General features: G+C 38.9%; 28 protein-coding genes and 1 pseudogene. 13 read left to right on the top strand and 16 right to left on the bottom strand.

From position 1 onward, the window contains the following. Positions 1–12: 12 nt before the first annotated feature. Positions 13–1437, bottom strand: coding sequence for a sodium-dependent transporter (locus C7Y70_RS12565; protein ID WP_099295678.1), 1425 nt, complete (start codon positions 1435–1437; stop codon positions 13–15). Positions 1438–1613: 176 nt separating this feature from the next. Here C7Y70_RS12565 and C7Y70_RS12560 point away from each other — a divergent pair, with 176 nt between their 5' ends. The 5 genes from C7Y70_RS12560 (at position 1614) to C7Y70_RS12540 (ending at position 4921) form a co-directional block, all read left to right on the top strand. Then, on the top strand, positions 1614–1916 hold the full coding sequence (locus C7Y70_RS12560) for a YciI family protein (protein ID WP_099295679.1): 303 nt from the start codon (positions 1614–1616) through the stop codon (positions 1914–1916). A gap of 331 nt (positions 1917–2247) precedes the next feature. Then, on the top strand, positions 2248–2514 hold the full coding sequence (locus C7Y70_RS12555; RefSeq protein WP_135475167.1) for a PepSY domain-containing protein: 267 nt from the start codon (positions 2248–2250) through the stop codon (positions 2512–2514). 4 nt (positions 2515–2518) lie between these two features. After that, positions 2519–3193, top strand: a complete 675-nt coding sequence (locus C7Y70_RS12550) for a response regulator transcription factor (protein WP_087531813.1) — start codon at positions 2519–2521, stop codon at positions 3191–3193. Continuing rightward, positions 3187–4524: an ATP-binding protein gene (locus tag C7Y70_RS12545; protein ID WP_099295681.1), complete on the top strand. Its 1338-nt coding sequence runs from the start codon at positions 3187–3189 to the stop codon at positions 4522–4524. The genes C7Y70_RS12550 and C7Y70_RS12545 overlap by 7 nt, the downstream gene beginning before the upstream one ends. Next, the gene (locus tag C7Y70_RS12540; protein WP_135475166.1) at positions 4511–4921 is read left to right on the top strand and encodes a hypothetical protein; all 411 of its coding nucleotides are present in this window, start codon (positions 4511–4513) and stop codon (positions 4919–4921) included. The genes C7Y70_RS12545 and C7Y70_RS12540 overlap by 14 nt, the downstream gene beginning before the upstream one ends. 95 nt (positions 4922–5016) lie before the next feature. Here the strand turns inward: C7Y70_RS12540 and C7Y70_RS12535 are convergent, their stop codons facing one another. After that, a complete protein-coding gene (locus C7Y70_RS12535) occupies positions 5017–6054 on the bottom strand; it encodes an AI-2E family transporter (protein WP_099295683.1) in 1038 nt (345 codons plus the stop codon). Positions 6055–6184: 130 nt separating this feature from the next. On the opposite strand from C7Y70_RS12535, the gene C7Y70_RS12530 reads away from it, so the two are divergent. Next, complete coding sequence (locus C7Y70_RS12530) at positions 6185–7081, top strand: TIGR01777 family oxidoreductase (protein WP_135475165.1); 897 nt, start codon at positions 6185–6187, stop codon at positions 7079–7081. A 328-nt stretch (positions 7082–7409) separates the two neighbouring features. Next, positions 7410–8498, top strand: coding sequence for a GGDEF domain-containing protein (locus C7Y70_RS12525; RefSeq protein WP_167850816.1), 1089 nt, complete (start codon positions 7410–7412; stop codon positions 8496–8498). A gap of 166 nt (positions 8499–8664) precedes the next feature. On the opposite strand, the gene C7Y70_RS12520 is transcribed toward C7Y70_RS12525, so the two are convergent. Then, positions 8665–9072 (bottom strand): hypothetical protein, encoded by a 408-nt coding sequence (locus tag C7Y70_RS12520; RefSeq protein ID WP_099295686.1) that lies wholly within the window; start codon positions 9070–9072, stop codon positions 8665–8667. Positions 9073–9613: 541 nt separating this feature from the next. Between C7Y70_RS12520 and C7Y70_RS12515 the strand changes: the two are divergent. From C7Y70_RS12515 to C7Y70_RS12505, 3 genes and pseudogenes are all read left to right on the top strand, one after another. Then, positions 9614–9844, top strand: a pseudogene (locus tag C7Y70_RS12515) (S24 family peptidase); the annotation flags it as partial. Between the two features lie 34 nt (positions 9845–9878). Next, positions 9879–11060: a hypothetical protein gene (locus C7Y70_RS12510; RefSeq protein WP_135475162.1), complete on the top strand. Its 1182-nt coding sequence runs from the start codon at positions 9879–9881 to the stop codon at positions 11058–11060. Position 11061: 1 nt separating this feature from the next. Further along, positions 11062–12108 carry a putative phage abortive infection protein gene (locus C7Y70_RS12505; RefSeq protein ID WP_135475161.1) on the top strand — a complete coding sequence of 349 codons (1047 nt, stop codon included), beginning with the start codon at positions 11062–11064 and terminating at the stop codon, positions 12106–12108. Positions 12109–12155: 47 nt separating this feature from the next. Here C7Y70_RS12505 and C7Y70_RS12500 read toward each other — a convergent pair whose 3' ends face one another. Both C7Y70_RS12500 and C7Y70_RS12495 read right to left on the bottom strand, forming a co-directional pair. Further along, the gene (locus C7Y70_RS12500) at positions 12156–13001 is read right to left on the bottom strand and encodes a hypothetical protein (protein ID WP_135475160.1); all 846 of its coding nucleotides are present in this window, start codon (positions 12999–13001) and stop codon (positions 12156–12158) included. A gap of 51 nt (positions 13002–13052) precedes the next feature. Then, positions 13053–13244: a hypothetical protein gene (locus tag C7Y70_RS12495; protein ID WP_099295701.1), complete on the bottom strand. Its 192-nt coding sequence runs from the start codon at positions 13242–13244 to the stop codon at positions 13053–13055. Positions 13245–13802: 558 nt separating this feature from the next. Between C7Y70_RS12495 and sbcB the strand changes: the two genes are divergently transcribed. Then, positions 13803–15248: an exodeoxyribonuclease I gene (gene sbcB / locus C7Y70_RS12490; RefSeq protein WP_135475159.1), complete on the top strand. Its 1446-nt coding sequence runs from the start codon at positions 13803–13805 to the stop codon at positions 15246–15248. Positions 15249–15333: 85 nt separating this feature from the next. Here sbcB and C7Y70_RS12485 read toward each other — a convergent pair whose 3' ends face one another. From C7Y70_RS12485 to C7Y70_RS12435, 11 genes are all read right to left on the bottom strand, one after another. Continuing rightward, positions 15334–16038 (bottom strand): hypothetical protein, encoded by a 705-nt coding sequence (locus C7Y70_RS12485; protein ID WP_135475158.1) that lies wholly within the window; start codon positions 16036–16038, stop codon positions 15334–15336. Beyond that, on the bottom strand, positions 16035–16775 hold the full coding sequence (locus C7Y70_RS12480) for an iron transporter (RefSeq protein WP_135475157.1): 741 nt from the start codon (positions 16773–16775) through the stop codon (positions 16035–16037). Before C7Y70_RS12480 ends, C7Y70_RS12485 begins: the two co-directional genes overlap by 4 nt. Then, complete coding sequence (locus tag C7Y70_RS12475) at positions 16762–17088, bottom strand: cupredoxin domain-containing protein (RefSeq protein ID WP_245321514.1); 327 nt, start codon at positions 17086–17088, stop codon at positions 16762–16764. The genes C7Y70_RS12480 and C7Y70_RS12475 overlap by 14 nt, the downstream gene beginning before the upstream one ends. A 13-nt stretch (positions 17089–17101) precedes the next feature. After that, the gene (locus C7Y70_RS12470; RefSeq protein WP_135475155.1) at positions 17102–18406 is read right to left on the bottom strand and encodes an ATP-binding protein; all 1305 of its coding nucleotides are present in this window, start codon (positions 18404–18406) and stop codon (positions 17102–17104) included. After that, a complete protein-coding gene (locus C7Y70_RS12465) occupies positions 18406–19065 on the bottom strand; it encodes a response regulator transcription factor (RefSeq protein ID WP_135475154.1) in 660 nt (219 codons plus the stop codon). The genes C7Y70_RS12470 and C7Y70_RS12465 overlap by 1 nt, the downstream gene beginning before the upstream one ends. Position 19066: 1 nt before the next feature. Continuing rightward, complete coding sequence (locus C7Y70_RS12460) at positions 19067–19714, bottom strand: hypothetical protein (RefSeq protein ID WP_135475153.1); 648 nt, start codon at positions 19712–19714, stop codon at positions 19067–19069. 2 nt (positions 19715–19716) lie between these two features. Then, the gene (locus C7Y70_RS12455; protein ID WP_135475152.1) at positions 19717–20511 is read right to left on the bottom strand and encodes an SDR family oxidoreductase; all 795 of its coding nucleotides are present in this window, start codon (positions 20509–20511) and stop codon (positions 19717–19719) included. Continuing rightward, entirely contained in the window at positions 20508–21197 is a 690-nt protein-coding gene (locus C7Y70_RS12450; RefSeq protein WP_135475151.1) for an iron-containing redox enzyme family protein, read from the bottom strand. The genes C7Y70_RS12455 and C7Y70_RS12450 overlap by 4 nt, the downstream gene beginning before the upstream one ends. Further along, entirely contained in the window at positions 21194–22666 is a 1473-nt protein-coding gene (locus C7Y70_RS12445) for an AMP-binding protein (protein WP_135475150.1), read from the bottom strand. The genes C7Y70_RS12450 and C7Y70_RS12445 overlap by 4 nt, the downstream gene beginning before the upstream one ends. Continuing rightward, the gene (locus C7Y70_RS12440; RefSeq protein ID WP_135475149.1) at positions 22666–23304 is read right to left on the bottom strand and encodes a thermostable hemolysin; all 639 of its coding nucleotides are present in this window, start codon (positions 23302–23304) and stop codon (positions 22666–22668) included. Before C7Y70_RS12440 ends, C7Y70_RS12445 begins: the two co-directional genes overlap by 1 nt. A 199-nt stretch (positions 23305–23503) precedes the next feature. Beyond that, positions 23504–24385: an NAD(P)-dependent oxidoreductase gene (locus C7Y70_RS12435; protein WP_135475148.1), complete on the bottom strand. Its 882-nt coding sequence runs from the start codon at positions 24383–24385 to the stop codon at positions 23504–23506. Between the two features lie 122 nt (positions 24386–24507). Here C7Y70_RS12435 and C7Y70_RS12430 point away from each other — a divergent pair, with 122 nt between their 5' ends. Then, complete coding sequence (locus tag C7Y70_RS12430) at positions 24508–25029, top strand: glutathione peroxidase (RefSeq protein ID WP_099295713.1); 522 nt, start codon at positions 24508–24510, stop codon at positions 25027–25029. Next, positions 24986–25975, top strand: a complete 990-nt coding sequence (locus tag C7Y70_RS12425) for a 2-hydroxyacid dehydrogenase (RefSeq protein ID WP_135475147.1) — start codon at positions 24986–24988, stop codon at positions 25973–25975. The genes C7Y70_RS12430 and C7Y70_RS12425 overlap by 44 nt, the downstream gene beginning before the upstream one ends. The last annotated feature ends 219 nt before the right edge of the window (positions 25976–26194 follow it).

Below are 26194 nucleotides of genomic sequence, written 5' to 3'. Positions count from 1 at the left end.
GATTTTTAGCTATTAAAAGCCAAAAATACTGATTGCGAAAAACTTCGTGGCAACCGTGTTGACAAATATAAGCACTAAAATCACTGGGATAAATGTAGAAAGCGAAAAGTTAACGTATTTCTGTGTAAAGCTCCCCTCATAGGTCGGACAACCTTGACTTAACTCCTCACTCAACCCTGCTTTTTTCCAGCGATACATAACAAACAGACAAACCATTAAACCGTTTAGCGGTAAAATAGTGTCGTAAAACACATCATATACAACATCAAACATACTCTTTGAGCTTTCTCCATAGGTCACAAATGAAGTCAGCCAATCAACCATGCCAAAAGACATAGTGCATAACACCGTTAAAACACCCACCGTGCCAGATAAAATTAGCAGCGCTACTTTTCGGCTGATGCCCTTTTTCTCACATAATGTAGCAGTCGGTACTTCAACGATTGACACTAAAGAAGTGATTGCAGCGAAAAACACTAATAAAAAGAAGATAAACGCAACAATTGACGCACCTACATAGCCAATATCAGACTGAAGCGCTAACAATATTTTAGGTAAGAACTCAAAAATCATCGATACTGAAGAATCTGACAACTTCGTTGGATCTGTATTAGGATTAAAACTAAAGATTGCAGGCAAAACCATTAAACCAGCAATAAAGGCAACAAGGGAGTCCGTAATTGCGACCATTTTCGCACTGCCAACGATGTCATCTTTTTTAGAGATATAGGATGCGTATGTCATCAATATACCCATACCAAGTGATAATGAGAAAAACGCTTGCGCTAATGCACCATTTAAAACACTGGCGTCCATCTTAGAAAAGTCTGGAATAATATAATATTTAACACCCGCCATTGCATTATCTAGTGTTAATACGTATATAACCAGCGCTGTTAACAGTACAAAAAGTGCCGGCATTAGAAACTTCGCTGCTTTCTCTATGCCTTCCTTTACACCACCAACCAGTATTAAGTTAACGATGATTGCAACCACGGCCATGTAACCAAATACACTGCTGCTATTTATAAAAACACCAAAACTCGTCGGATCTGCTAATTTATCTAAATTACCCACGGCGACCTGACTCAAGTAGCCAAATATCCATACTGTAATCACCATATAAAAAACGGCAATCATAAAAGGCGTTAGGACGGCTAAGAAACCCGCAAAGGTCCATTTCTTATCATTATTTGAAAGTAACTTATACGCATGAAGAGGATCCTTTTGCGCTTTTCGGCCCATTGCCATTTCAGCCATCATCACTGGCAAACAAATAAAAATGACAAACAGTGCATAAATAAGTAAAAACGCACCTCCCCCATTTTTTGTTGCTGAGACAGGAAAACCAACTAAATTACCAATACCCACTGCAGAGCCTGCAGCCGCTAATATAAAACCGAGGCGAGAGCTAAAATGCTCGCGATTATCGCTCATTAAAAAACCTTATTATTATTGTGTGCTATCCCATCGACTCTACCAGTGTTGTACTGGGCTTTTCAAGCAGATTAAGATCAAAAGTAATCTATTACTGTAAACCTAAATCCTTCGCCCATTAAATTCTCTGTGCTAATATAAAAAAATCCATCTACAAAAAATATAGAGTACACAACATGTTGTACATGATTTACTCAACAGACGTTGAAAATAGTTTAGAAATGAGAAAAGCGGCAAGGCCAGCTCATTTAGCACGATTAGAAGCGCTAGATGAACAAGGTAGATTGTTCAGTGCAGGCCCTTTACCTGCAATTGATAGTGATGATCCTGCAGATGCGGGCTTTACAGGCTCTCTGGTTGTAGCTGAATTTAGCTCTCTTGAAGCAGCTCGTGAATGGGCTGCAACTGATCCATATGTGACTGGCGGCGTATATGATAACTCTGTAGTGAAACCTTTCAAAAAAGTGTTTCCCAAATAAAGCATTCTAGGGCTTGTTGATTTCACAAGGTTAAATTGCAGCAGCTTGTTTAGTATTTATGCAAGATGCATTAGCTATACGCGAAAGCTCTACTGGGCTGTTACTTAGCCCACTAGGTTATAAATTCCGCGGCACGATTTAATTGCCCCTAGTTTGATCAAATTTTAATCCGTAAAGGTCACCAGGCCTCAGCTATGGACGATAAGTTCAGTGTTGGTTCACTGATTATTAACTACTATGAGCTTAAATAATTACACTATTTTATAGTTTTACTTGAGTTTTAGTTACTTGGTTCATTAAACTAATAGGGTCTGGTTTAGGAGTTCCCGTGATGCGCACTGTATTTTTGGCTTTCAGTATAGTTTCTCTTTCATTGCTGTGTTTTGTTCATTCAAACTACAGTTATGCACAAGAGGCCATAAAAAAAGAGGCGATTACTAAAAAACAAGCTGTTGATATTGCAAAAAGCCTTGAAGATGGCAAGACCCTAAAAATCACTGACCAGAATGACATTTACACCGTAAGAATACTTAAAAATAATGGCCATGTTGTCGATATACACGTTAATAAAAAAACTGGCGAAGTGAAAAAGGATTAAATTGATGAGAATTTTAGTAATAGAAGATGATTTACACTTAGCAGACAACTTACGTAATGCCTTAGAAAAAGAACGTTATAGTGTTGATCTTTGCCATGATGGTGAAGCTGGTTTGTTTCATATTACAGAGTACCCTCTTGATATGGCTGTTGTTGATTTAGGATTACCTAAAATCGATGGTATTGAGCTCATCAACAAAGCGCGAGCCCAAGGTGTGACCATCCCTATTTTAATCTTAACCGCGCGTGACCGCTGGCAAGATAAGGTAGAAGGTTTGGACGCTGGTGCTGATGATTACCTTACCAAACCTTTTCATGTTGAAGAATTAATAGCTCGCTGTAATGCGCTGATCCGCCGAAGCGCAGGTAAAGCCAATCCAGAGATGACTGCTGGCCCAATCAAAATTCACACACGTTCTCAACAAGTGTGGGTTGATGATAAAGAGCTAAGCCTTACAGCATACGAATATAAAGTTCTTGAATATTTGATGGTTAACCCACAAAAGGTAATCTCTAAATCTGAATTAACTGAGCATATTTATGATCAAGATTTTGATTTAGATTCAAATGTTATCGAAGTGTTTGTATTAAGACTTCGTAAAAAACTTGACCCAGATGGCACCCTTAATCCTGTAGAAACGCTACGAGGGCGTGGCTATAGGCTTAAAAGTCAGTGGTAGCATCACAAATCCCATTAAAGGTAAGGCAAGGATTTATCCTTGTCTTTGTTTTATTAGTTGCGTTACCAATTTTGTTTTTCTCAATCGGCAAGGCCTATTATGCTTCATTGGTCGAGGCAACAGAAAAAACACTTGAAGCGCACCTTTACTCTCTTATTTCTGAAGTCGACTTTACCGAGCGCGGTATTGTTATGCCAAGTACCATTTTGGCACCTGAGCTTAACAGGCTAAACTCCGACACATACGCAATGATTTATCGTGATGACCAACCTGTATGGCATTCTGAATCAGCTGTTAATGTAAATATTGTCCCCCACTATATTGAAACCAAAGCTGGCGCCGCTGACTTTAGACGCGTTGAATACAAAAACACCATTTATTGGCAATTAAGTTTAACTGTTATCTTAAATAACATCGATCAATCTGAACATGCTCGCTTTATTCTGTTGAAGCGAAATGACGCACTGCTGCGCTTAATGGATGGCTTTAAGCAAACCTTGGTTAATTGGATGTATGTCATGGGGGTGGCAATTGCAGGGTTAATGGCTATTGGTTTTGTTTGGAGCGCACGCCCATTACAACGTTTAGACAAAGAAATTAAAGCCGTAGAATCTGGTGATATTCAACAAATTAAAGGCCTCTACCCTGTTGAATTGCAGACTATAAAATCCGATTTGAACTTACTACTTGAATCGCAGCAACGCCAAAAAGAACGCTACCGCGCCTCTTTAAGCGATTTAGCACACGCGCTCAAAACACCGTTAGCTGTTTTAAAATCTAGCCCTTTGGCCAATGATGCAGATGCCCAAGAGCAGCTGGATCGTATAAATGTGATGATCGAGCACCAGTTAAAACGCGCTGCAACTGGGGCATCAGACACGTGGAAAAAACAAACTGCCATTAAGCCTGTTCTCGATTCAATCTTAAGTGCGATGAGCAAAGTATACCGTGAAAAAGACATTATTTTTAATAGTGCGGTATCAGACAAGGATTACTTTTTAGGTGATAAAACTGACTTACTCGAATTATTGGGTAATTTAATTGATAATGCCTGTAAAGCCTGTCGCTCCCAAGTTGATATTCAAGTGATACAAAGCAAATCGTTAAGTATAATTATTAGCGATGACGGCCCAGGCGTACCAGAAAATAAAAGAGAATCGTTACTCACTAGAGGTACGCGTTTAGATACATATGAAAGTGGTCATGGTGTGGGTATGGCTATCGTTTCAGACCTTGTAAAATCGTATCATGGTTTACTTACTATTTCTGACTCAGAGCTACTTGGTGGCGCAAAATTCACATTAGAGTTTAACTACAATGGCAAAAAATAAACGCTTGAACATTTATGTAACTTCGCTAAGTATTCTTTTAAGTACATCTGCAATAGCAAATGAATGCACACTCGTTGAAAGACCTACACCGAGTGACTCTAAAAAGTATATACAATGCTTAGATAAAGAAATTGCGCTATTACAACGCAACCAACAAATATGGTTAAACAAATTAAGGTTAGACTTAAGTAAAGTACAAGAAGACACAGGAAACACGCAATTATTACCCATTTTTAATCGGAGCGTAAAAAGCCAAAACCGCTTTTTAGAAGACAGCTGCCGCTGGCGCTACCTTCATAAAATGCCCAATGCAACCAATGCTGCCATTGTCTATAAACTGTGTGAAATCCGTATACTTGATCAATATATTGACGTTCTAAAACAGCCTTTAAAATAAAAAAAGCCATGTTATTAAAAACATGGCTGTCAAAAATTTTGCTAAAATATATACCCAAACAACGCTCTCATAGTGAGATAGTTTGGGTATAGGAGTTAACTTTGCTCTTCTAGCTTTTCGCCATTACCTAATAAAGTAGCTAACCAACGACCTTCTTCACTCGTCTCAAGAGCAATTTTAACGATCATTGTCAGTGGAACTGACAGCAACATACCGACAGTACCTAGTAACCATCCCCAAAATATTAACGACAAGAATACAACCAATGTCGATAAGCCTAAGCCCTTACCCATGTATCTAGGCTCAACAATGTTACCCATCACTGTATTTATCGTTAGATACCCAGCACCAACCAAAGCCGCAACAAGTGGGCCTTGGGTAATTAGAGCGAGTAACACCGCTGGCAAAGCAGCGATGATTGAGCCAATATTTGGAATATAATTAAACATAAATGCCATTACTCCCCAGAGCACAAAGTAATCAACATTCAGAACCCAAAGTAATACAGATGCGAGAACACCTGTTCCCAAACTCACGAGTGTTTTGATTGCTAAATAAGAGTTAATTGAATTAAGGAAACGGTCTATCTGCTTAATTTTCATATCAGGGTCATCTAACGCAGAATGTATTTTTTGACCGAGCAATGGCGCTTCAAACAGCATAAATACAACCGTTAGAATAATTAAGAACAAATTAGCCATAACACCACCAAGGCCGGCTAGCATGTTAGTAGCAACATCAATCATCTTGCCTGGATCAAACATTGAGATTAATTGCTCTTTATTAATCAATATATTGTATCGACCGGCCAAGTCTACCAACCAAACAAACTCCGTTTGCAACTTCGATTTATACTCTGGTAAATCCTTTGAAAAATCAGTTAGAGACTGTCCTACTAAACCAGCTAGGCTCATTCCAATACCGACTACCATCAGCATTATAAGCATGATAGCAATCCCTTTAGGGATCTTATAACGAGCAAAGAAACACAATAATGGATTACAAATAATTGCAATAAAAACAGCTAAAACAAATGGGATCACAATAACACTTGCAGCTTTAATACCTGCTAGTCCGATTACCAAAGCAGCAAATACCACTAAGCTTTTATTAGCGCCTGTTAGTCCAGTCAAGTGACAATCCTTTAAAATGGGAGTTATCTCTAGTGTATTTGAAAAGTTAAGTAAATGAAATATTTGCAAAGTGATCAATAGGCGCTTTACTTCGTATTAAGTACAAATAACCAAATGTTGAGACGTATTGATGAAAATATTGATAACAGGGGCTACCGGATTAATTGGCACACAACTATGCGCACAATTAGTCAAAACCCATTCTCTCACTGTCTTAACGCGAGACAGTGATAAAGCAAAACAAAAACTTGGCGGACAAATAGATTTTATAAATGCACTTTGCGATATCGATTTTAACACGCTTGACTGTGTGATTAACCTGGCGGGCGAGCCTATTGTTAACAAGCGCTGGAGCGATAAACAAAAAGAAATCATCAGGAACAGCCGTATTCAATTGACCCAAGAGATAGCAGCGGCGATTAAATCAAGTTCTAATCCACCCCACACCTTTATCTCTGGAAGCGCTATTGGTTATTACGGCCGCCAGGAAACTCAACATATTGATGAGCAGTTTACCAAAGTACATCAAGAATTCAGTCACACGCTATGCAACGATTGGGAAAACGCTGCCCGTCATGCTGAGACAGACTCAACTCGGGTTTGTTTAATACGAACGGGTATCGTGTTGTCTACAAATGGTGGCGCGCTACAAAAGATGCTGCCTCCTTTTAAACTTGGTTTAGGTGGTCCAGTAGCAAGTGGTGAACAAGGGATGTCGTGGATACACATTAATGATATGGTATCGCTTATTGAATTTGTTATGAATAATCAGCACTTAACCGGTGCTATAAATGCAACAGCCCCTACACCTCAGAGTAATCGTGCTTTTAGTAAAACACTGGCGAAAGTATTACACCGGCCTGCAATTTTTCCAATGCCTGCATGGGTCCTTAATTTAGCGATGGGTGAAATGGCTGACTTACTTATTTTTGGTCAATACGTTATACCTAGTAAGCTATTGGATGTAGGTTTTGAGTTTCAATACCCTGATTTACACCCTGCATTAGAATCATTACTGGATAACTAAGCCTAATAAATTTAATGTGTTATGGGTCTTTATGGTGAATGTGCCGCGCTTTCACCATATAACTATCAATAGTCTCTGTGTTTAAAAAACAATAACTTACTCTTACCCTAATAAAAGCAAGACTATATTAGTATTTTACATTAATCATTTGGTATTAACTTGCCATAACAAGGCTAATCCATAATACTTACATTACGTACTAAACATAACCATAGAGCAGCTTAAAATGCTTCACTTACCTACAGTAGTTGGCATATCTTTAATTTTAAACATTCTTATAAGCTGCTTTTTCTTGTCTGTGTACCTATGCAAAAAACAAACGTGTTATATGTATTTTGCACTCGCGTGTGGTGCCTTTGCCACAGCAGAAGTACTTGCCTGTTTAAGAGTGATCATTGAAAACCCATTTGTCACACATTACCTCGCTAACTTATTTATTATAGCCAGCCCATTATTTGCTATTGCTGGTTTAAAACAAGTAACCTCAATGCAAAGTAATTCGTATGCCTCCTTCAAAATTATACTCGGTGGCAGTGCACTCGTATTGATGCCAATTTACGATGTCACTGCAGGACAATTACTAACAAGTTTTATCATTGCATGCTTATTCTTAGTTGCTGCTAATACTGTATATAAAATGCACACTAATGCAACAGCGCAAAAAAATATGCTCCTTGTATTTTTTGTGCTGCACAGTGTCATCATGTTCATTCAGGTAGTATTGCTGGGCATGCAACTAATGACCACAATAGCCCTGAACTTTACCCAACCATTACAAGTAATTTTAATTAACCACTTATTTTTAGCCACCGCAACTGCGTTAGTCATGCCGTTTGTGCTGTTTGCTGATATAGAAGCTAAGTTACAACGTTTAGTAAATCGAGATACGTTAACAGGATTACTAAATCGTAGAGGTTTTTTATTAGATGGAGAGAAAATAAGTCGGCATGTTAAAACGCATGATCAAAATTTAGCGGTTGTAATGATAGATATTGACCACTTCAAAAGTGTTAACGACCAATTTGGTCATAGCACAGGTGATATGGCAATCAAATGGATAGCGCAACATATCCTCAGCCAATTAAATGACTATGATATTGCTGCCAGGATCGGCGGAGAAGAGTTTGCGTTAGTACTACCAGAGCAATCCTTGTCTCAAGCATCTTATACGGCACAAAAGCTGTGCGACGTAATCCGCGAACACACCTTAAAATATAAAGGCAACACAATTAATTTATCGGTAAGCATTGGTGTAGCGTGTAAAGATGCTAACACCCAATCAATCAAAGGGTTACTCGATCTGGCTGATAAACGATTGTACATTGCAAAATCTCAGGGTAGGAATCAAGTTGTCGCAACGGATGAACATACAAGACAAAAAAAACAAAATCTAGTATTTAACAACCAAGTAAACTAAAACTCACTGCCCAAGCTTCCCAAGCTCAGTATAATTAACCAATGCAATTGTTCTATTAAGTGAACACACATTTAGATCGGGCAATTAAACTTTGCTCACTTATGATCTCTCATAAAGCAAAAAACCACGTACAAGACGTGGTTTTCAACTATTTACTTTAAAATTATTACAAAGATAAATTCTCTTTAGCGCGATTTAGGTTATGCGATACCAATTTGCTATTAGAGATTTGTGCAGCTTCATATAAATCAGATAAACCAGCAGTGTCGTTTTTAGCCATAATGCGTGACACGCCACGGTTACTTAATGCAAAAGAAGTTAACTGACGTACTTTAAATTTTGGACCGTCGCTTTCTTTCAATAGTGCAATGGCTTGTGTACAAATAGCCTCTGCTTGCGCGTAATTTTTTAACTTAACATTTGATACGCAGCTATTAAATGACGCTTCGAGTGGCTGTGAAGCGGTTGCTTGCTCAATAACCATTAATTTATAGTCACTACCACCAGCCATTGCAGCTGCTGAACAAGTTAAAAGTGAGCCAAGTGCGATAGATTTGATAAGTGAAAATTTCATGATTACATTCCTATTAAGTTACGTCGTCTTTGTTGCCGACAACTGAACTTTAAGCTGTTAATGCAATTGCGACAAACGATAAAAACAAACCTAATAGATGAAGAAAATTAACTTATAGACTTTAGTCTAGTACCAATGCACTAGCTTTAGCTCATCATTGCTACATCTACGTTTAAAAAATGCTAACAAACCATTACAAAACCTGCATTTACAGGGAATTATGACTTACCAAAAACCACAGAAAAACAAAAAACTTGATTTTTATATCGTGTCGCTCTGTAACCAAGCGGCTGCATAACAACAAAATACGCTAGCACCTTTAATCATAAAAAAGGTGAAGTGAAAGCTTACTATAGGCAGTTACCGCCAACAAAAGCCAGCACAATCACTCTATAAACTCACCCGCCCATATGCCATAATCTAAATAGTTCATAAATTTAGTAACTTGGCGGTATTTCAACCGTTGCAAGCTAACTTAAAGGGTTTTTAAATGGCTTATCAAGAGCAAAAATGTTACTTATCGCCTTCTGAGTGTGAGACTAAATTCCGTGAAGGTGATTTGATTTTTGTAGACCCTGAAGCCGAATGCATCCACGGTTCGTACGTAGTAGCCCGCCTAGACGACAACCAAGCCACTTTTAAACAGCTCATTATCGAAGGTGGCCACAAATTCCTAAAAGCCGCCAACCCCAATTGGCCAGAGCAACTAATCCCAATTAATGGAAATTGTACATTGGTTGGAAAAGTTATATTTACTGGTAAGTCGCTTTAACACGATTAATAACAATAAAATTAAAGGACTAATTATGTTTTTTGAAAAAGAAAATAACCTCGCTGTTCTAGAACGTACGCTAAATAAGTATTGGGATAATGATGATAGGTTACAATTTAAGAATAACTATGATATTGACGATAATAACTTTAGTCTTTTTGTTGACTCATTATCGATAATTAGAGAGGTTTTTAACCAGCCTAAAACTTGGGATACCTTTACTTTAGAACATATGGAGGTATTAACTGAATTAATAGATATATGCAAATACTTCAATGAATTGGATACTAATCATGCTCGACACTTACAGAACCCCATAGAAGTATTGTACTTGTGCTGTATAAGGTTATTTTACGAGGTCGATTTCAGAAGAAATGAAGAACTCGTGTATAGCACTCTTTTCAATGAGCAATCTTTAGAAAAAATAAGAGTTAATGCTGCTAATTATTCAAAAGATGAACATTTCAGTTCTAACTTCAGAAGAAAAGTGAATGACATAGTATTTTCTGTTCCCTATGATATTTTGAAGAATCTATTCAACTCAAAAGAAATAAAATTATTCTCTGAATTCGATGAAAAAAATGAGGTTGCCAACTCTACGCTTGGAAAAATTGATTCCTATGCAGATACTATAACCGAAAGAATAAATAAATTTAATAATGAACTGAACGAGAAAGAGAAAACCGTAAATAGCTTAAAAGAAACGTTAGATAAACAAGAAACTGCATTTAACTTTGTGGGTTTATATGACGGATTTAATAAACTGTTAAAAACAAAAATCTTAGAATCTAGGATACTGTTAGGCTCATTGGTTACAATGGGTATCGTTATGATAGTTCCATTATTATGCACTATTTTTGGCTGGCTACCTGAAAATATACTAAAAGACGAAGAAACAATTCCTCACTTGTTGAAACTAGTTCCATTTATTTCATTAGAAGTATTACTTATTTATTTTTTTAGAGTAATACTCCAAAACTATAAATCAGTAAAAGCCCAAATACTTCAAATTGAGCTAAGACAAACACTTTGTCAATTTATTCAAAACTATGCTGATTACTCTAAAGACATTAAAAAAGATGATCCCGCTGTTTTAGAAAAGTTCGAAAATCTTATATTTAGCGGGATTATCAGCGATGCTGAAAACCTCCCGAGCACATTTGATGGCATGGATCAGATAGGTAAACTATTTAGCACACTTAAAGGTAAGGGATAGCATGGAAAAGCTCATTAAAAGAATTTGTATAACCGCTGCAATAGCTGCATTAATCGCTATAGGTACTTTCATCTATCATTTTGGGTTAGGTTTCGCATCTAATATTGGTAACTGGGGTGCAGTTGGTGACTTTTTTGGCGGTGTATTAAATCCCACATTCGCCCTACTCAGCTTAATTTTAATTGCTTATACATTAATGCAAAATAAAAAAGCGCTAGAGCAAAGTGAAAAAGCAATCGAACAAGGCACCAAAGCAATAGAGCAAAATGAAAAAGCACTTCAAGTAAGCAATGAAGAACTTAGACTAACTCGTGACGAACTTGCCAACTCATCTGATGCATTAAAAGAGCAAGCTAATCTATTAGCAGTACAGAGCTTTGAAACAACTTTTTTTAATATGTTGGTATTGCATAGACGGTTGATAGATAATTTCTCATACGACTACTCCAGTTCACATGAAAAAATTAGCAAGGAGCTTAATATAGATTTTTATACTGCTGGGAGCAGTAAAGATATGAAACCAGGTGTTTTTTGTGTAAACAGGTTACTCACTGCTATTCACGAGGCCCATAAAAAAGTAGATAAACCTCAATCAGTTATTGCTACTTTTAATGTATTCTACCGCGAAGAAAATAAAGAGTTTGGGAGTTACTTCAGAAACCTTTATCAAATTTTAAAATTGATAAAAGATAGCTTTTCAAATATTGCTATACAGAAAAAATACAGCAATATATTAAGAGCTCAATTATCCAACCACGAACTATCCCTCTTGCTGCTAAATTGTTTGTGTTCACATGTGGATAATGGTCAATTTAAAAAATTAGTAATTCACTTCGAACTACTCGAACATTTAGATATCGCCTACGCTTTAGGTAATGATTACATCCCAACTTTCACAATAAACAACCCAACACTACATTTGACAAGTAATGAAATAGACCGGTACATTTCAACAGATACTAGTAATGGCAATCTTATTAAGTCAGCTTTTGGGCAAAACGCTCAAATTATGGATTATTGTAAGTTCAATAACTTGGTAGACCAGTAGCACTCAAAAAGCCCGCATTTAGCGGGCTTTAAATTATTCAGCGTAGTTTACTTACATTTAATTCTTGGTTTCATATCTATTTCTGCTTTTTGAAAGTCTTGCTCATGCGTAAAATCATGAAGGTGAGCATGCTTAATTTCTCTTAAAGGCAGTGCAATAAGAAATTTATCCCATTGATCAAAAAGCTCTGCATTAGCTTCTATAGTTTCCTCAATTTTTTCATTAGAAGCTCCTGATTTTTTTAACTTTTCTTTAATGTCCAGTGTACCTTGCTCATTTATACGTTGAATGACTTCTTTATATGGAGTCACCTTTTGCAAAGCTAATGTTTTTTCATCACGATAGCCACTAATTACAGGGAGAATATGTACATCAGTAGTATGAATTTTTGATTGAACTTCATAAATATAGCCAACGTAAACTTTCCTATCTGACATAGTGAACAGAATTGGCAGACCCTCTGTGATTGAATGCCCGAATAAACGAGAAAAATCAGGGCTATCTGCATCGGTTAAAAACTCTTCTGCATATAAACTCTCTTTATCATTAAACAAGTAATATATAAATGGAATGATAATACCTAAACATAGCGATATGAGACTGATGTCTAACAATGCAACTGTTGAGTTATCTATATTTTTTAGCATGAGTACATTTTTTAAAAACCAATGACCTAAGTCGAATTGAAAATTTAAATGTTCTCCGAGTAATGAAGCTAAATAATAAATACATGATGAGAAGATAAAAACTATCAAACCTACAGAGGTAGATTTAAAAAATGTATGATAGCCGTTGCTACGATGCAAAGAAAAGTGGGTTTTATGCCAGCGGGTTAAAATACTATAGCCAGAAATTCCCAGTACAAATAAGAGTAATACGGTAGGTTTTATCATTTTTATTATACAAAAAAAGCATCTATAAGATGCTTTAAATTAGTTAGAAGGTTATTGGTTTGAACTTGCTGCTTTTAATTGAGCTTCAACAACTTTACTCTTTCGGAGAGAGTTAATGTTAATCCTGAAAGTTTCTGTACCAATCATATCAACTTTAAGCTCATTTTTTTTCATTTCAGATAAAACTTTATCTACTGCTTTTTCAGTCTCAGTGCGAGACTTGAATAGATTAAATAAACTCATACTAAAGCCCCTTTTCATCTGTAAAACTTAGTGCATCTATACTTGTCTATTATTTTTAATAATAAGCTTATTGACAGGTATGTCAATAATTTTGGTGTTATATGTGTCTTATGCAGTCCATATGAGTCTTATGCAATACTAATATGCGTTAATGAGAATGCATAAAGCAACAAGAAATTATCACCTCTGACAATAACTTTCACCCTTTCTAACTTTTTCAGGTTACATGTATCAAAACATCATGTTGCAGGTTTTGTGTATTGCTAAGAGTAAACAAAGCCACTTTGACAGCTAATTCGTAACATCCATAAAAATTATAAAAGAATTGCTTTCATCAATGTAGACTGGGCTGTATAGCATTTAGAGTGGTGCTAAAAACCGCACCAGTGGTAGCCCCACCTTTTTTAATAGCCCATAAATGCCTTGTATCTTGTATCGCGCAACTTTAGCCTTTATCTCTATAAACTCCCTCGCCTGTATGCCATAATCTAAGTAATTAATAAATTTAGTAACTTGGCGGTATTTCAACCGTTTCAAGCTAACTTAAAGGGTTTTTAAATGGCTTATCAAGAGCAAAATCAAGCAACTATTTATTGGCACGATTACGAGACGTGGGGGGCGAGTCCACAAAAGGATAAGCCGAGCCAGTTTGCGGGTATTCGTACCGATCTTGATTTAAATATTATTGGTGAGCCGCTGATTGAATATTGCAAGCCGGTGGCTGATTACTTGCCCCACCCTGAGGCGTGTTTGATCACTGGTATTACTCCGCAAGTGGCGATGCAAAAAGGGTTAGTTGAGGCAGACTTTGTTGCCAAAATTCATGCTGAATTTAGTGTGCCCAACACCTGCGTGGCCGGTTATAACAGTATCCGCTTTGATGACGAAGTAAGCCGTTATAGCTTTTATCGTAACTTTTATGACCCGTACGAACGTGAATACAAAAATAATAACAGCCGCTGGGATATTATCGATTTAGTGCGCGCCTGTTATGCACTGCGCCCTGAAGGCATTGAGTGGCCGCTCAAAGAAGATGGTAGTCCAAGCTTTAAGCTAGAGCATTTGACTGTTGCCAATGGCATTGAACACGCCGCTGCGCACGATGCACTATCTGATGTAACTGCAACCATTGCCCTTGCTAAACTGATCAAAGAGAAACAACCTAAGCTTTACCAGTTCTTTTTTAGTTTACGCGGTAAAAAAGCCTTAGCAGAACTTGTTGATGTGTTTAACATGACGCCGCTGGTACACACTTCATCACGCATTCCTGCAACGCAAGGTTGCACTAGTTGGATTGCGCCGATGAGCTTTCACCCAACAAATAAAAATGCAGTGGTGTGTTTTAATTTAACTGAAGACCCACAAGTATTACTGGATTTATCGGTAGAAGAATTACGCACTCGTCTTTATACCAAACGCAGCGAACTTGGTGAAGATGAACTGCCGGTGGGTTTAAAACTGGTGCATTTAAACAAGTGCCCTATTTTAGCGCCTGCTAAAACATTATTACCTGAAAACGCCGCGCGTTTAGGCATTGACCGTGAGCAATGCTTAAAGAACTTAGCAATATTAAAAGCTAATCCAAACCTTCGCGATAAAGTCACTGAAGTATTTAACGACAGCCCTGACTATGGCAAAACCACTAATACCGATTACATGCTCTATGATGGTTTTACCAGCAACGCAGATAAAGCCAAGTTTGCCATCATACGTGATGCCAGCCCTGAGCAATTAGCGGGAATGCAGCTTGATTTTGAAGATAAAAAGTTCGATAACTTATTGTTTAAGTATCGCGCTCGTAACTGGCCGCAATCACTTAGCCAAGATGAATTGGATCAATGGCGACAGTACTGCCAAAACAAATTAATGCATGGTGAAGATCAGCCCTCGATCAGCGCGCAAGATTTTATGATCACCCTTGAGAACCTGGCTCATGAACACGATGATAACGAAAAGAATTTAACGATTTTAAAAGCGCTGTATAACTACGCGCAAAGTATGTAGTTTACCTATTACTTATAAACAAACAGCGCTAGTTTGCAAAACTAGTGACGAGATTTAAGGCCGCGATTAGTCGCGGCTTTTTAATTTAAAATTCAAACTCTAGGGCAAGACGAAAACTGTGATCTTTTCCTTGTTGGCTAAGCTCGGTGACAAACCCTGCTTCCCACTTGAGTTGTCGCTTTGGAGAAAATCGATGCAGGCCAATAAAACCGGGTCCAATACCCAAGAAGTCTTCCCCGGCGTATAGCTCTAAAGCAGGCTGAAACTCAGCGCGAAAACGATAGCGATACTGTGCGCGAAACTCAGTTTCCCATTCATTTTTAATATCACCGCCCCATTCATACACTAAAAATGCATTCATGGTGAGGCTAGTACGACCAAACTCCTTTTCCCATAAAAAGCCCGTTGTGGCTTCATAACTGTCTTTGCCTTCTTGCATTTCAAGTTCGAATAAAGCGCCCCAGTCAGCCCAAAAGCGCCCTTGTTCAACCAACTGCCAACGCAGTTCTAATTCGTAAGCTGAAAAGCCAAAATTACCGTTGTCATCGCGCTCTCCAACCGCATAACCTTCCAAACTCATGGTATCGTTAAACGAGCCACCTAAGCCAATTCGTTGGGCTAAAATATTGCCCTTATCGGTTTGATGAGAGATCAAACGCCATTCAAATTCGCGTTCAAATGGTAAAACATAAGGGTGGTAAACTTTGTCTACAACTATGCCATCGGCTCGCACATTAGACGATGTTATAAATAAAAGTGAAGCTAAGCAGCACGCGAGAATAAACCTCATGATGGCTCCTTTTGAGAAAATTGCCGAGTAAATACTATGCTGGTGCCAATAAAAACTAAAACCGCAGCAAGATACAGCCATAATGCAGTTTTGCTTGGCGTTGCTTCATAGCCAACTAAAGCCTTTAGCACACGGCCTAATTCTGAGTTTTCGACTAGCACTGCACGCCAATCAAAGTAATTGGAGGTAATATTGATCAAATCAATTTGGCTGGCTAAATCTAATGCGATAAGTAATTTTGCCGAGGCATTAAAAGCCAAAAATAACATCAGGGGATATACACCAAATCGTGCTCTAACACTGTGCAGTAAAAATAATAGCAACACACCAAAACTACCGCAGATCCCGATTCCCAGAGATGTTCCTATAAGCAAGGGTTTTGCAGTGTCAGTGTTATGCCAAAAACCAACCAGATAAATAAAATAGTGACTCAGATACAACGCCATAACCGCCACTATTGCAAGTAATGCGAATAAATGTCGCTGCTTACAACTGACAAGTGACGCAACATACACAATGACGCACAACAGCATTTGGCTAAACTCTAGGCCGCGATAATCAAATAACTGGCTCAACCACGCAGCACTTTGTACATAAACAATACTACACAGCAACCCAACAAAAGCGGTGGCTATGAGCATTCGCTGGTTCAGTTTTAGCAATGACTGTAACAGCACGAGCAAAATTACGACTGGTAAAAGCTGATTAATACTCATCAACAAACTAGTTATCAGCATCAGTCTTTCCTTCTACTAATACTGCGCCACGAGCCGTGTTAGGTGAAAACTCACCAAAAAACTCATAACGCCCAGGGCTTAGTGGCCCGATATAAATCACACTACGGCGATTTGGATACAGCACTTTTTCACGATTTAAATCAAAGCTGTCAAACTCTTCTGGCGTACTATCTTGATTTTCAATTAAAAGCTTTAGTTTAGTATTGGCCGGTACGATGATCTCCGCAGGATAAAAAAGGTGATCTTTTAAAATTAATTTATATTCTTTAGCAACACACGTAAACGGTATTACGCTAAATAGCAGCAAGCTGATAAACCCTAAACAGTTATTCACTCCCTGCTCCTTGCATAAATTCAACTCGCACTTGTAAGCCACCTAATTCACTATCGGCTAAACAAATACTCGCGCCATAAATTGTGACTATATGTTCGACTATCGCCATACCTAATCCGGCACCTTGCTCACCAGAGGGGTGTTTATCACCTCCAACACGGTAAAAACGATTAAATATTCGTGCTTTATGGGCATCATTAATGCCAGGTCCTGAATCATCAATCTGCCAACCTAACACGCCGTGTATATTGTTTAAGCGGATCACAATATTACCACCACTTGGCGTATACTTTATGGCGTTACTTAATAAATTACTAAATAGGGTAGCTAAGGTAAATTGGTCGCCATTTATAACATAATCATCACCTTCAATACTGATCGTATGCTGTTTTTCATCAAGTCGTTCGTATAGCTGTGCAACCACTAGCTGGCTGATCTCAAGCACCGAAATTGGGCTAAATTGTGCCTGCCATTGCTCAGGATATGTGCGCCCTAAAATCAACATTTGTTCAACAATATTACTCAGTTTATCGATACCTTTAGCCATTGCATCAAGCTCTAGACTATTATTGTTTTGGGTGCGTAAGTTATGTACATTAATTTTTAAACTACTTAATGGCGTACGTAGCTCATGGGCAGCATCTGAGGCAAAAAACCGCTCTCTTAAATAAGCACTTTCTACACGCTTAAACAGGTCATTTAAACGTGAGATCACCGGTTTAATTTCATGCGCGTTTACTTGCCAATCAATTGCAGTGAAGTCATTAGCTTGCCTCGTCTTTAATAGCTTTGAAAGACGAGTTAAAGGGCTTAGACCTTGCTTAACGAATAAGCTAATTAATATCGCCAGTAACGGCACGCTCCAAAGCAAAGGGGTCATTGCTGATAAAATCATCGTTTCGCTAAGGGCATAGCGTTTACTTAATGGCTCTGCCACCAGCACTTGTTTTGTCTGCATGGTTAACCTAAATACTCGCATACGCTGCCCAGCTAAGTTTTCAACACTAAATCCATTCAGGCTCGGTTTTTGCGCAAGCTCGGCTAATGATTCAGACGCACTGAGTAAGTTGTTATCTTGCCATATTTGAAACAGTAATTGGGTGAGATCACTGCGTAGCATCGGCGCATCTGTGTGTATAGGTTGTTCGATTAGTACATGAGCAATAGTCTTTAATTCATTATCAAGTAACTGCTCAGCTTGCATCATGCTTTCACGGTAACCTTTACTAAAGGCTAAAAAACAAGTCAAAATCACTGTTGATAAAATAATCAGCGTGAGTCTGCGTTTGATAGACACTAGCGTTTGCCTACCACGTAACCGATACCTCGTAAGGTTTTGATCAACTCTTTAGGAAGTTTTTTACGAAGATGGTGAATGTGTACTTCAATAGTATTTGACCCGACTTCTTCTCCCCACTCGTAGAGCTTGCTCTCTAATTGTTGTTTAGATAACACGCGACCTTGGTTTTCGAACAGTGCTTTAAGAAGCATAAACTCTTTACGTGGTAAATTAATAGCTTGCTGATCCACTGACACAGTGAATGCTGAAGTATCCATCACAATGTTAGCCACTGTAATTTTACTTGATTGCGTATGAGTTACGCGCCGACTAGCGACTCTTAAACGGGCAAATAACTCAGCAGGGTCAAATGGCTTAGCTAAATAATCATCAGCGCCTAAATCTAACCCTTGTACTTTATCGTCAATACTACCGCGTGCCGTTAAAATAACGACAGGTAAGTTAGGGCGATGTTTTTTGACGTGTTTTAATACATCAATACCATCGCCATCAGGTAGTCCTAAATCTAATACTAGCAGTTCAATTTCATCGCTTTGTAACCATTGCATGGCTGCACTTATACTCGCACAATGTTCAACACTGTAACCTTGTTGGCGAAGTGATCGACATAAGCCTTCAGCCACCAATTTATCATCTTCAACAAGCAATAAATGCATATTATCTCTTTAGTTTCTTCTCGACTTTGGCCAACAGTTGAGTTATTTCTTGCTGGCGATATAAATCTGCTTTTGGTCTTTCTGGGCGAGCCGGTGCCTGTTGGGCGGCAAGTAAATGTTTTTTGGCCTTTTTGTACTCTCTTTCGTCATACAAAAATGCCGCGTATAAATAATTACTATCGATGCCGTTTGGATTTATAGCAAGCGCTTGGTTAAATAGTTCATTCGCTTTGTCATCATCACCAAATCCAATTGGCCAACCCGGTACTTTGCTGTAAAGCGTCGCTAAACTGGTGTAAGCAGAGCCTGATAACGCATTAGCATCAATTTCTATGGCTTGCTCTAACTGTGCTTTAGCGTCTTTTGCAAACCCTAACGCACCTAAGCCCCCTTTTGCCCCAGCGTAACTCGAAAGCACAATACCATACCAAATATGGCTTTGAGCCTTATCATCGTAGGTTTTTGCAAACCCAGCGGCCTGCTTTGATAACTTTTCAAATGCATTGAGCTGCGCTTTATCTACTAATTCATAATTCACAGTAGCCCAACTGGTTTGCACTTGAGCTAATTCGCTTGCAAGATCAGCATGTGCAGTACTGGTTAAAAATATCCCAGATAACAAGCAGCTAGTATAAAGTAGTTTAGTCATAATCATTCACCTTTATCAATTTTATCTACAAAAAAACTTTTAATTTTAGGAAGTTGTTTTGCAATTGCGTTATCTACTAAGGAGGGAAATGCCCCATTTAGTTTGACAAATAAGCGCTCTGGAAAGCCAATGTAACTGCGTGAGTTTCCGGATTTTAATAATGAAATAAGCGCATCTGCCACTTTATCAGGGGGATCCATTGTATTGCCTAAAGCTTTATTCATCGCCCTTACCTGCACTGAATTGATAGTTGTATCAGTAGCTCTAGGTGCTAAATATAATATTTTTACATCACAGTGACTGAGTTCGCGGGCCAGCGCTTCGGTCATTCCTCGTAATCCAAATTTACTTGCGCAATATAAGGTTTGATAAGGGTAACCAATACTGCCAAACGATGATCCCACATTAACTATTGAGCCTTTTTTAGCTAAAATTTGTGGTAAAAATAGCTGGCATAGCTTAATTGGCACCGACAAATTAACTATCAGTAAGTCATCTATTTGCTGCTCCGTCATTTCACTAAAACCTTGCATCACATTAATGCCAGCGCTATTTATAAGCATTGCTGCACCGCCGAGTGATTTAGCATGTTCGAGTAAATTTTGCCGAGTCTGTGCTGATGTTAAATCGCCAATAAATACCTCACAGTCTTGACCACACTTAACCTGTAATGCCTCAAGCTGTGCTTGTTGACGACCCACTAACAGTAAACGCCAGCCATGCTGAATCAACTTTAATGCCACAGCTTGACCAATTCCGCCTGTCGCACCTGTTAACACGCAAAGTGGGCGGTTCATGCACTTTGCTCCAAGTCGCTAGTTACAAACTGTGGATCTGTATCTAATTCACGAAAAATATTGCCATATAACTTATAAAAACATTTAGCGGCATACACAATTGCTTGTTGATCTGCAGGAGAGTCTATTTTATTCATCAGATCTTCAAAAAACTTCACATGCTCAATGTCCAAAGCGCCATGAGATGTTAAATAGCTAAATGCTTTTTTAGGTAACCCGGTCATATTGGCTATGTTACTTGCCGCATTATCGGCTAACGCAATTGACGTGCCTTCGAGCACATGCACCATGCCAAAAAATGCCAATGGGTTACCCCGATTAATTGTATCGTAGGCATAAGCTACCATTAATTCAGTGGCAAATTTGGGAGCACTTTGACGTACTTGTTGTTTATCAAAACCACACGCTGCAATATCATTGAGCACCCATTCTTGATGGCCTATTTCTTCTTCTATATATTCTGCAACAGCCTCACGGATCCACTCTTGTTCAATCGATAGTTTCGCGCCTACAGCCATCAATAATGGCACCGTATGTTTAACATGATGATAGGCTTGTGCTAAAAATGAAGCATACTCAGTTATGCTTACTTGCCCGTTAAATACGCGAGTAATGATCGGTGCAGCCAGTAGATATTCGCGCTCTGCTTGGGTTTGTGATTTTAAGGTCTCGAAAAAATTGCTCATAATATTGCCTCACTGTACAGTGCTGTTAATTGTGCATGATAATAGTTTGCTATTGCTTGGCGCTTAGGGCGGTTATTACTGGTTAATAATCCCCGCTCCGTGTTAAGTGGTTCAGCTAAGCGGTGAAATGTTTTAATTTGGGCATATTCTGGTAATTGTGAATTAACACCTCGACAATGCTCGGCTAACACCGAATCAGTCATGTTTACTGATGCATAAATAAGTGCCACTAAATGCGCCTTACCTTCACCAAAAACAACAGCTTGCTGTACTTCACTGTGACTAAGTAGCAAAGATTCAGGCCATTCAGCGCTGATGTTGCGCCCAAAACTAGTAATAATTTGGTTTTTTAATCGCCCCTTAATAGTTAACCGACCTTGTTGTTGATCAACCAAATCACCGGTAGCATACCAACTCGTTTGATCATGGGGCTGTTGACCTAAATAGCCTAAAAATAAGGGGCCTTTAATAAATAGCTGCCCGTCTACCCGTTTGCTTTGCAAGTGATTTAACACCCGCCCTGCGCAGTCTATGTCATCATCATTTGGCGTGTTTAAGCTCACCACTGATGAAGCTTCAGATAAACCATAACCTTGATAAACTGGTAACCCTAAACTACGCGCGTCAGTGAGCAATTCACTGCTGAGTACAGCGCCACCAACGGCAATAAATTTCAGGCTTTTTGGTACTGTCCATCCTTGCTTTGCAAACCAGACTAAACAGGTCAATAATTCCGGCACCAAAATAAGCGTGTTCGGTTGCACACGATCAATGGCGTTGATCAGTTTACTGGCATCATTTAATTTTGCTCCAGAGAAGCCTAACTCTGGCAGTGTCATAACATGCACTTCACCAGCAGCTAATAACGGTGTATAAACCCCAGCAATGTTTTCAAGTAATACGGGTAAAGGTAATAAGCACAGGTGTTTTGGCTGCTTTATCGCTATTTTCTGATGTAATGAGGCCGCCACTTGTAATTGACTATGTAAAGATAAACACACTCCCTTTGGCTCACCGGTCGAACCTGAAGTAAACGTTACTTTTTGCGTACCTGTAAAAAATACTGTGGGGCCCCAAGCGCGTACTTTATAAATATAAAACGGGTAGCGGGTTAACACGCTCAAGGCCGCAATACATTCTAATCCCTCGAGTTCATAGGGGGTGTCGCTAATAAAATGCGAAACGCCGCTTTTATTCACGCTATTAATTAACTGTTGTGAGCTAAAAAAGGTTGGCAGCGGAATGCTTACTTGTTGTAACTCAATCAAAGCAAAGTCAACAATTAACCAAGCAGGCGTATTGTCCATTACAAACGCCACGGCTGACATATCAAGCGCTTTAAAATCGATAATTAACTCAGCCACAGCTTGCATCAGCGTCTGTTTACTAATTGGGCGCATCTGTTGGTCACGATGATCAACAATCACAGTATCAAGCTCAGCGTGTGGTAGTTGCGATAAAAACCTCATTATGCCTCCAATTGAGATGCTAATTGGCAACTCGCTTGTTGATAATGCTGTTTAATATTAAATAAATGAGGTGTATTTATTACACACTCATGAGCAGCCGCTAAATCAACCACACACAATGTTGGTTTATTTTCATAATAAGTGCCCCAGTCGGCTGGATTATCAAGTGCATGACTATTGGCTAATGCAATTTCAGTGCAATTAACTGAGAGCATTTTTAATAATGCTCTAACCTTTGCAGTGGCACAAAATACCAAGCGTTTTGCGCCAATTTGATAAAGTGCTTCATTCATTAATACAAAATGAGCGAGCGTTGCTTTGCGGCTGGTTGAACATAAATTACCAAGCTCGTAAATATTTGCCCTTGGTACATCAACAAAGTATTCAATCGGCTCAGGTAAGTATTGCTCGATAAATAGTGATTCAGTAGCAGCTCTAAGTCCCAATGTGCAAGAGTCAGCAGCAATACTTAATTGGCATAATATCGGCATAAACTGTTTAATATTGGCGCCGTAAGCCTTGGCAAAACTCGCTTTAACGACTTGCTCTAATTGCACACGAAATGGCATGTTTGCATTTGCACACACATAATCGTGTGTGTTCATAATAGGCAAGTTAGTAACTTGAAGTGATTGCATAGTGTTCGCTCTTTTTAGACTATGGGTAAAATCTAACGAGCCAAACTTAAATAAACCTTAAGAAAAATTAATTTTCATAAAAAAACCCAAACAATGTTTGGGTCAGTAATTACGTAAGCGAAGATTTAAGAGATAACAACACACATCTACCCGCTTATCACTTACTGAGGGTAGATTTGTTATCCGGCAATCTAATTATCTATTTTTTATGTATCGCTTCAATACGTGCTAATAAGCTTGACGTATCATAGCGACCACCACCGAGTGCCTGAACATCAGCATAGTATTGGTCAACCGTTGCGGTCATAGGTAAGGTTGCACCATTATTTTTCGCTTCATCAAGCGCAATGCCTAAATCTTTACGCATCCAATCTACGGCAAAGCCAAACTCATACTCACCCGCTAGCATTGTTTTATGGCGGTTTTCCATCTGCCAAGAACCCGCCGCACCTTTTGCGATAGTCTCGATTACTTTTTCACCATCAAGCTCAGCTTGTTTAGCAAAGTGAAGGCCTTCAGCTAAACCTTGCACCACGCCAGCAATACATATTTGGTTAACCATTTTACAAAGTTGCCCAGAGCCCGCTTTACCTAGTAGCTGACTAAACTTGCTAAACGCAGCCATCACAGGTTGTACTTTGGCAAATATGGCTTCATCGCCACCAGCCATTACCGTCAATACGCCATTTTCAGCTCCTGCTTGACCGCCTGATACGGGCGCATCTATAAATGCAATATTTTGAAGTGCAGCTTTTGCTGATACTTCACGCGCCACCTCTGCTGAAGTTGTTGTGTGGTCCACTAAAATTGTGCCCGCAGCCATGCCAGCAAGCACACCCTCGTCTCCATAAACCACCGAACGTAAGTCATCGTCATTACCTACACACATAAACACAATATCAGCACCTTGCGCAGCAAGCGCCGGAGTGAGCGCAAATTCGCCATTGTATTGCTCAGCCCATTGCTGCGCTTTGGCTGTAGTGCGATTATAAACCGTCACTGTGTGCCCAGCACTAACAAGGTGCCCAGCCATTGGGTAGCCCATTACACCTAACCCGATAAACGAAACATTCATTGACATAAAATTGACCTATTTCAGTGGTAACTTAAAAAGATACTTTGATTATCTCAACCGAACAGACAAAAAGCGAATGAAAAAGACTTCATTAAATTTCTTCATGGACGGCAAACAATAGGTTCACTATGGATAGCATATATCAATTCAGCGCCCCTCTTAATAACAGCGAAGATTTTTCACTGAGTCAGTTAAAGGGCAAAACAGTTTTAATCGTTAACACAGCCAGTAAATGTAGTTTTTCAATACAATTGATGGCTTTAGAAAAACTGTATCAGCAATACAAACATCGAGGATTTACTATATTGGCATTTCCATGTAATCAATTTGATCATAATGAGCCAATTGATAATGCGGATATAAAGCGCTTTTATCACGAGCAATTCAATGTTAGTTTTCCTGTGTTTAATAAAGTAATGGTAAATGGTCCAGACACCCACCCTTTATTTAGTTACCTAAAAGCACAGACCCGAGGTATTGCGCAAAATCGTGCAATAAAATGGAATTTTACAAAGTTTCTAATAAACTCTCAGGGTCAGTTATCTGTGCGCTATGCACCGCGCACTAAGCCCGAAACCTTAAAAATGGTGATAGAGAGTACCCTAGATGACGCAAACAACAATAGCGCTTTTCAGTTCGCAAAAATATGAGCACCCATTTTTTGATGCCTGCATAGAAAATCAACCCAGTATTGCCCTATCGTATATTGAGCAATCGCTAACAGAGCAAAGCGCTGTTTTATGCAAAGGGTTTGATGCGGTTTGTGTGTTTGTTAACGATGTAGTCAACGAAGCAGTGATAAACCAGTTAGCTGAACACGGGGTAAAATGCATTTTACTTCGTTGTGCTGGGTTTAATAATGTAGATTTAGCGGCTGCAAAGAAGCATGGAATCAAAGTGTGCCGCGTGCCGGCTTACAGCCCTGAAGCAGTGGCAGAGCATTGTATCGCATTAATGCTAACTTTAAATCGTAAAACACATAAAGCATACAACCGCATACGTGAAGACAACTTTGATTTAAACGGCCTACTTGGCTTTAATTTATTTAAAAAAACCATTGGTATTATAGGTTGCGGTAAAATAGGTAAAGCACTGGTCAACATTCTTAACGGCTTTGGTGCCCATGTTTTAGTGTGTGACCCCTACGCTGAGCAAGGGGATTATACGCTTTGCGGCCTTGATACATTACTTAACCAAAGTGATGTAATCTCTTTACACTGCCCGCTTAATGAGCAAACACACCATTTAATTGATGAGCACGCCTTTAGTAAAATGAAGCAAAGTGTAATGCTTATTAATACCTCACGCGGCGCGTTAGTCGATAGTAAAGCCTGTATTAGCGCACTCAAAAGCAAGAAACTAGGCTACTTAGGCCTCGATGTTTACGAGCAAGAATCAGAGCTCTTTTTTAAAGACCGCCGCGACGAAATCATGCAAGACGATATATTTTCACGTTTAGTGAGCTTTCCTAATGTGCTCGTCACCGGTCACCAAGGTTTTTTCACCAAAGAAGCACTGACTGAAATAGCCCAAACCACCATTAATAACGTGCTTGAATTTGCAAACAACCAGCCGCTGAGTAATGAGGTTAAATAAAGCTAGGTGCTAGGTGCTAGGTGCTAGGTGCTAGGTGCTAGGTGCTAGGTCAAAGTTTAAAACCAATATATTAGAAATAAACCCCGTAGCTTTGTTTAAGCCCGCTAAGTTCCTTAAGCTGGTGTGGCTCATATCTGTTCTAACGCTATTTAGAATTCAGTTGACAGGCTGTTATGAGCGATAAGCAGACGGTCGATCAAAATCATCTTTGGACAGTCA

It is taken from the genome of Pseudoalteromonas sp. KS88, assembly GCF_004766475.1.
Taxonomy (GTDB): Bacteria; Pseudomonadota; Gammaproteobacteria; order Enterobacterales; family Alteromonadaceae; genus Pseudoalteromonas.
Note: the sequence above shows the minus strand (reverse complement) of the source record. Positions and strands in the feature narration are given on the sequence as shown.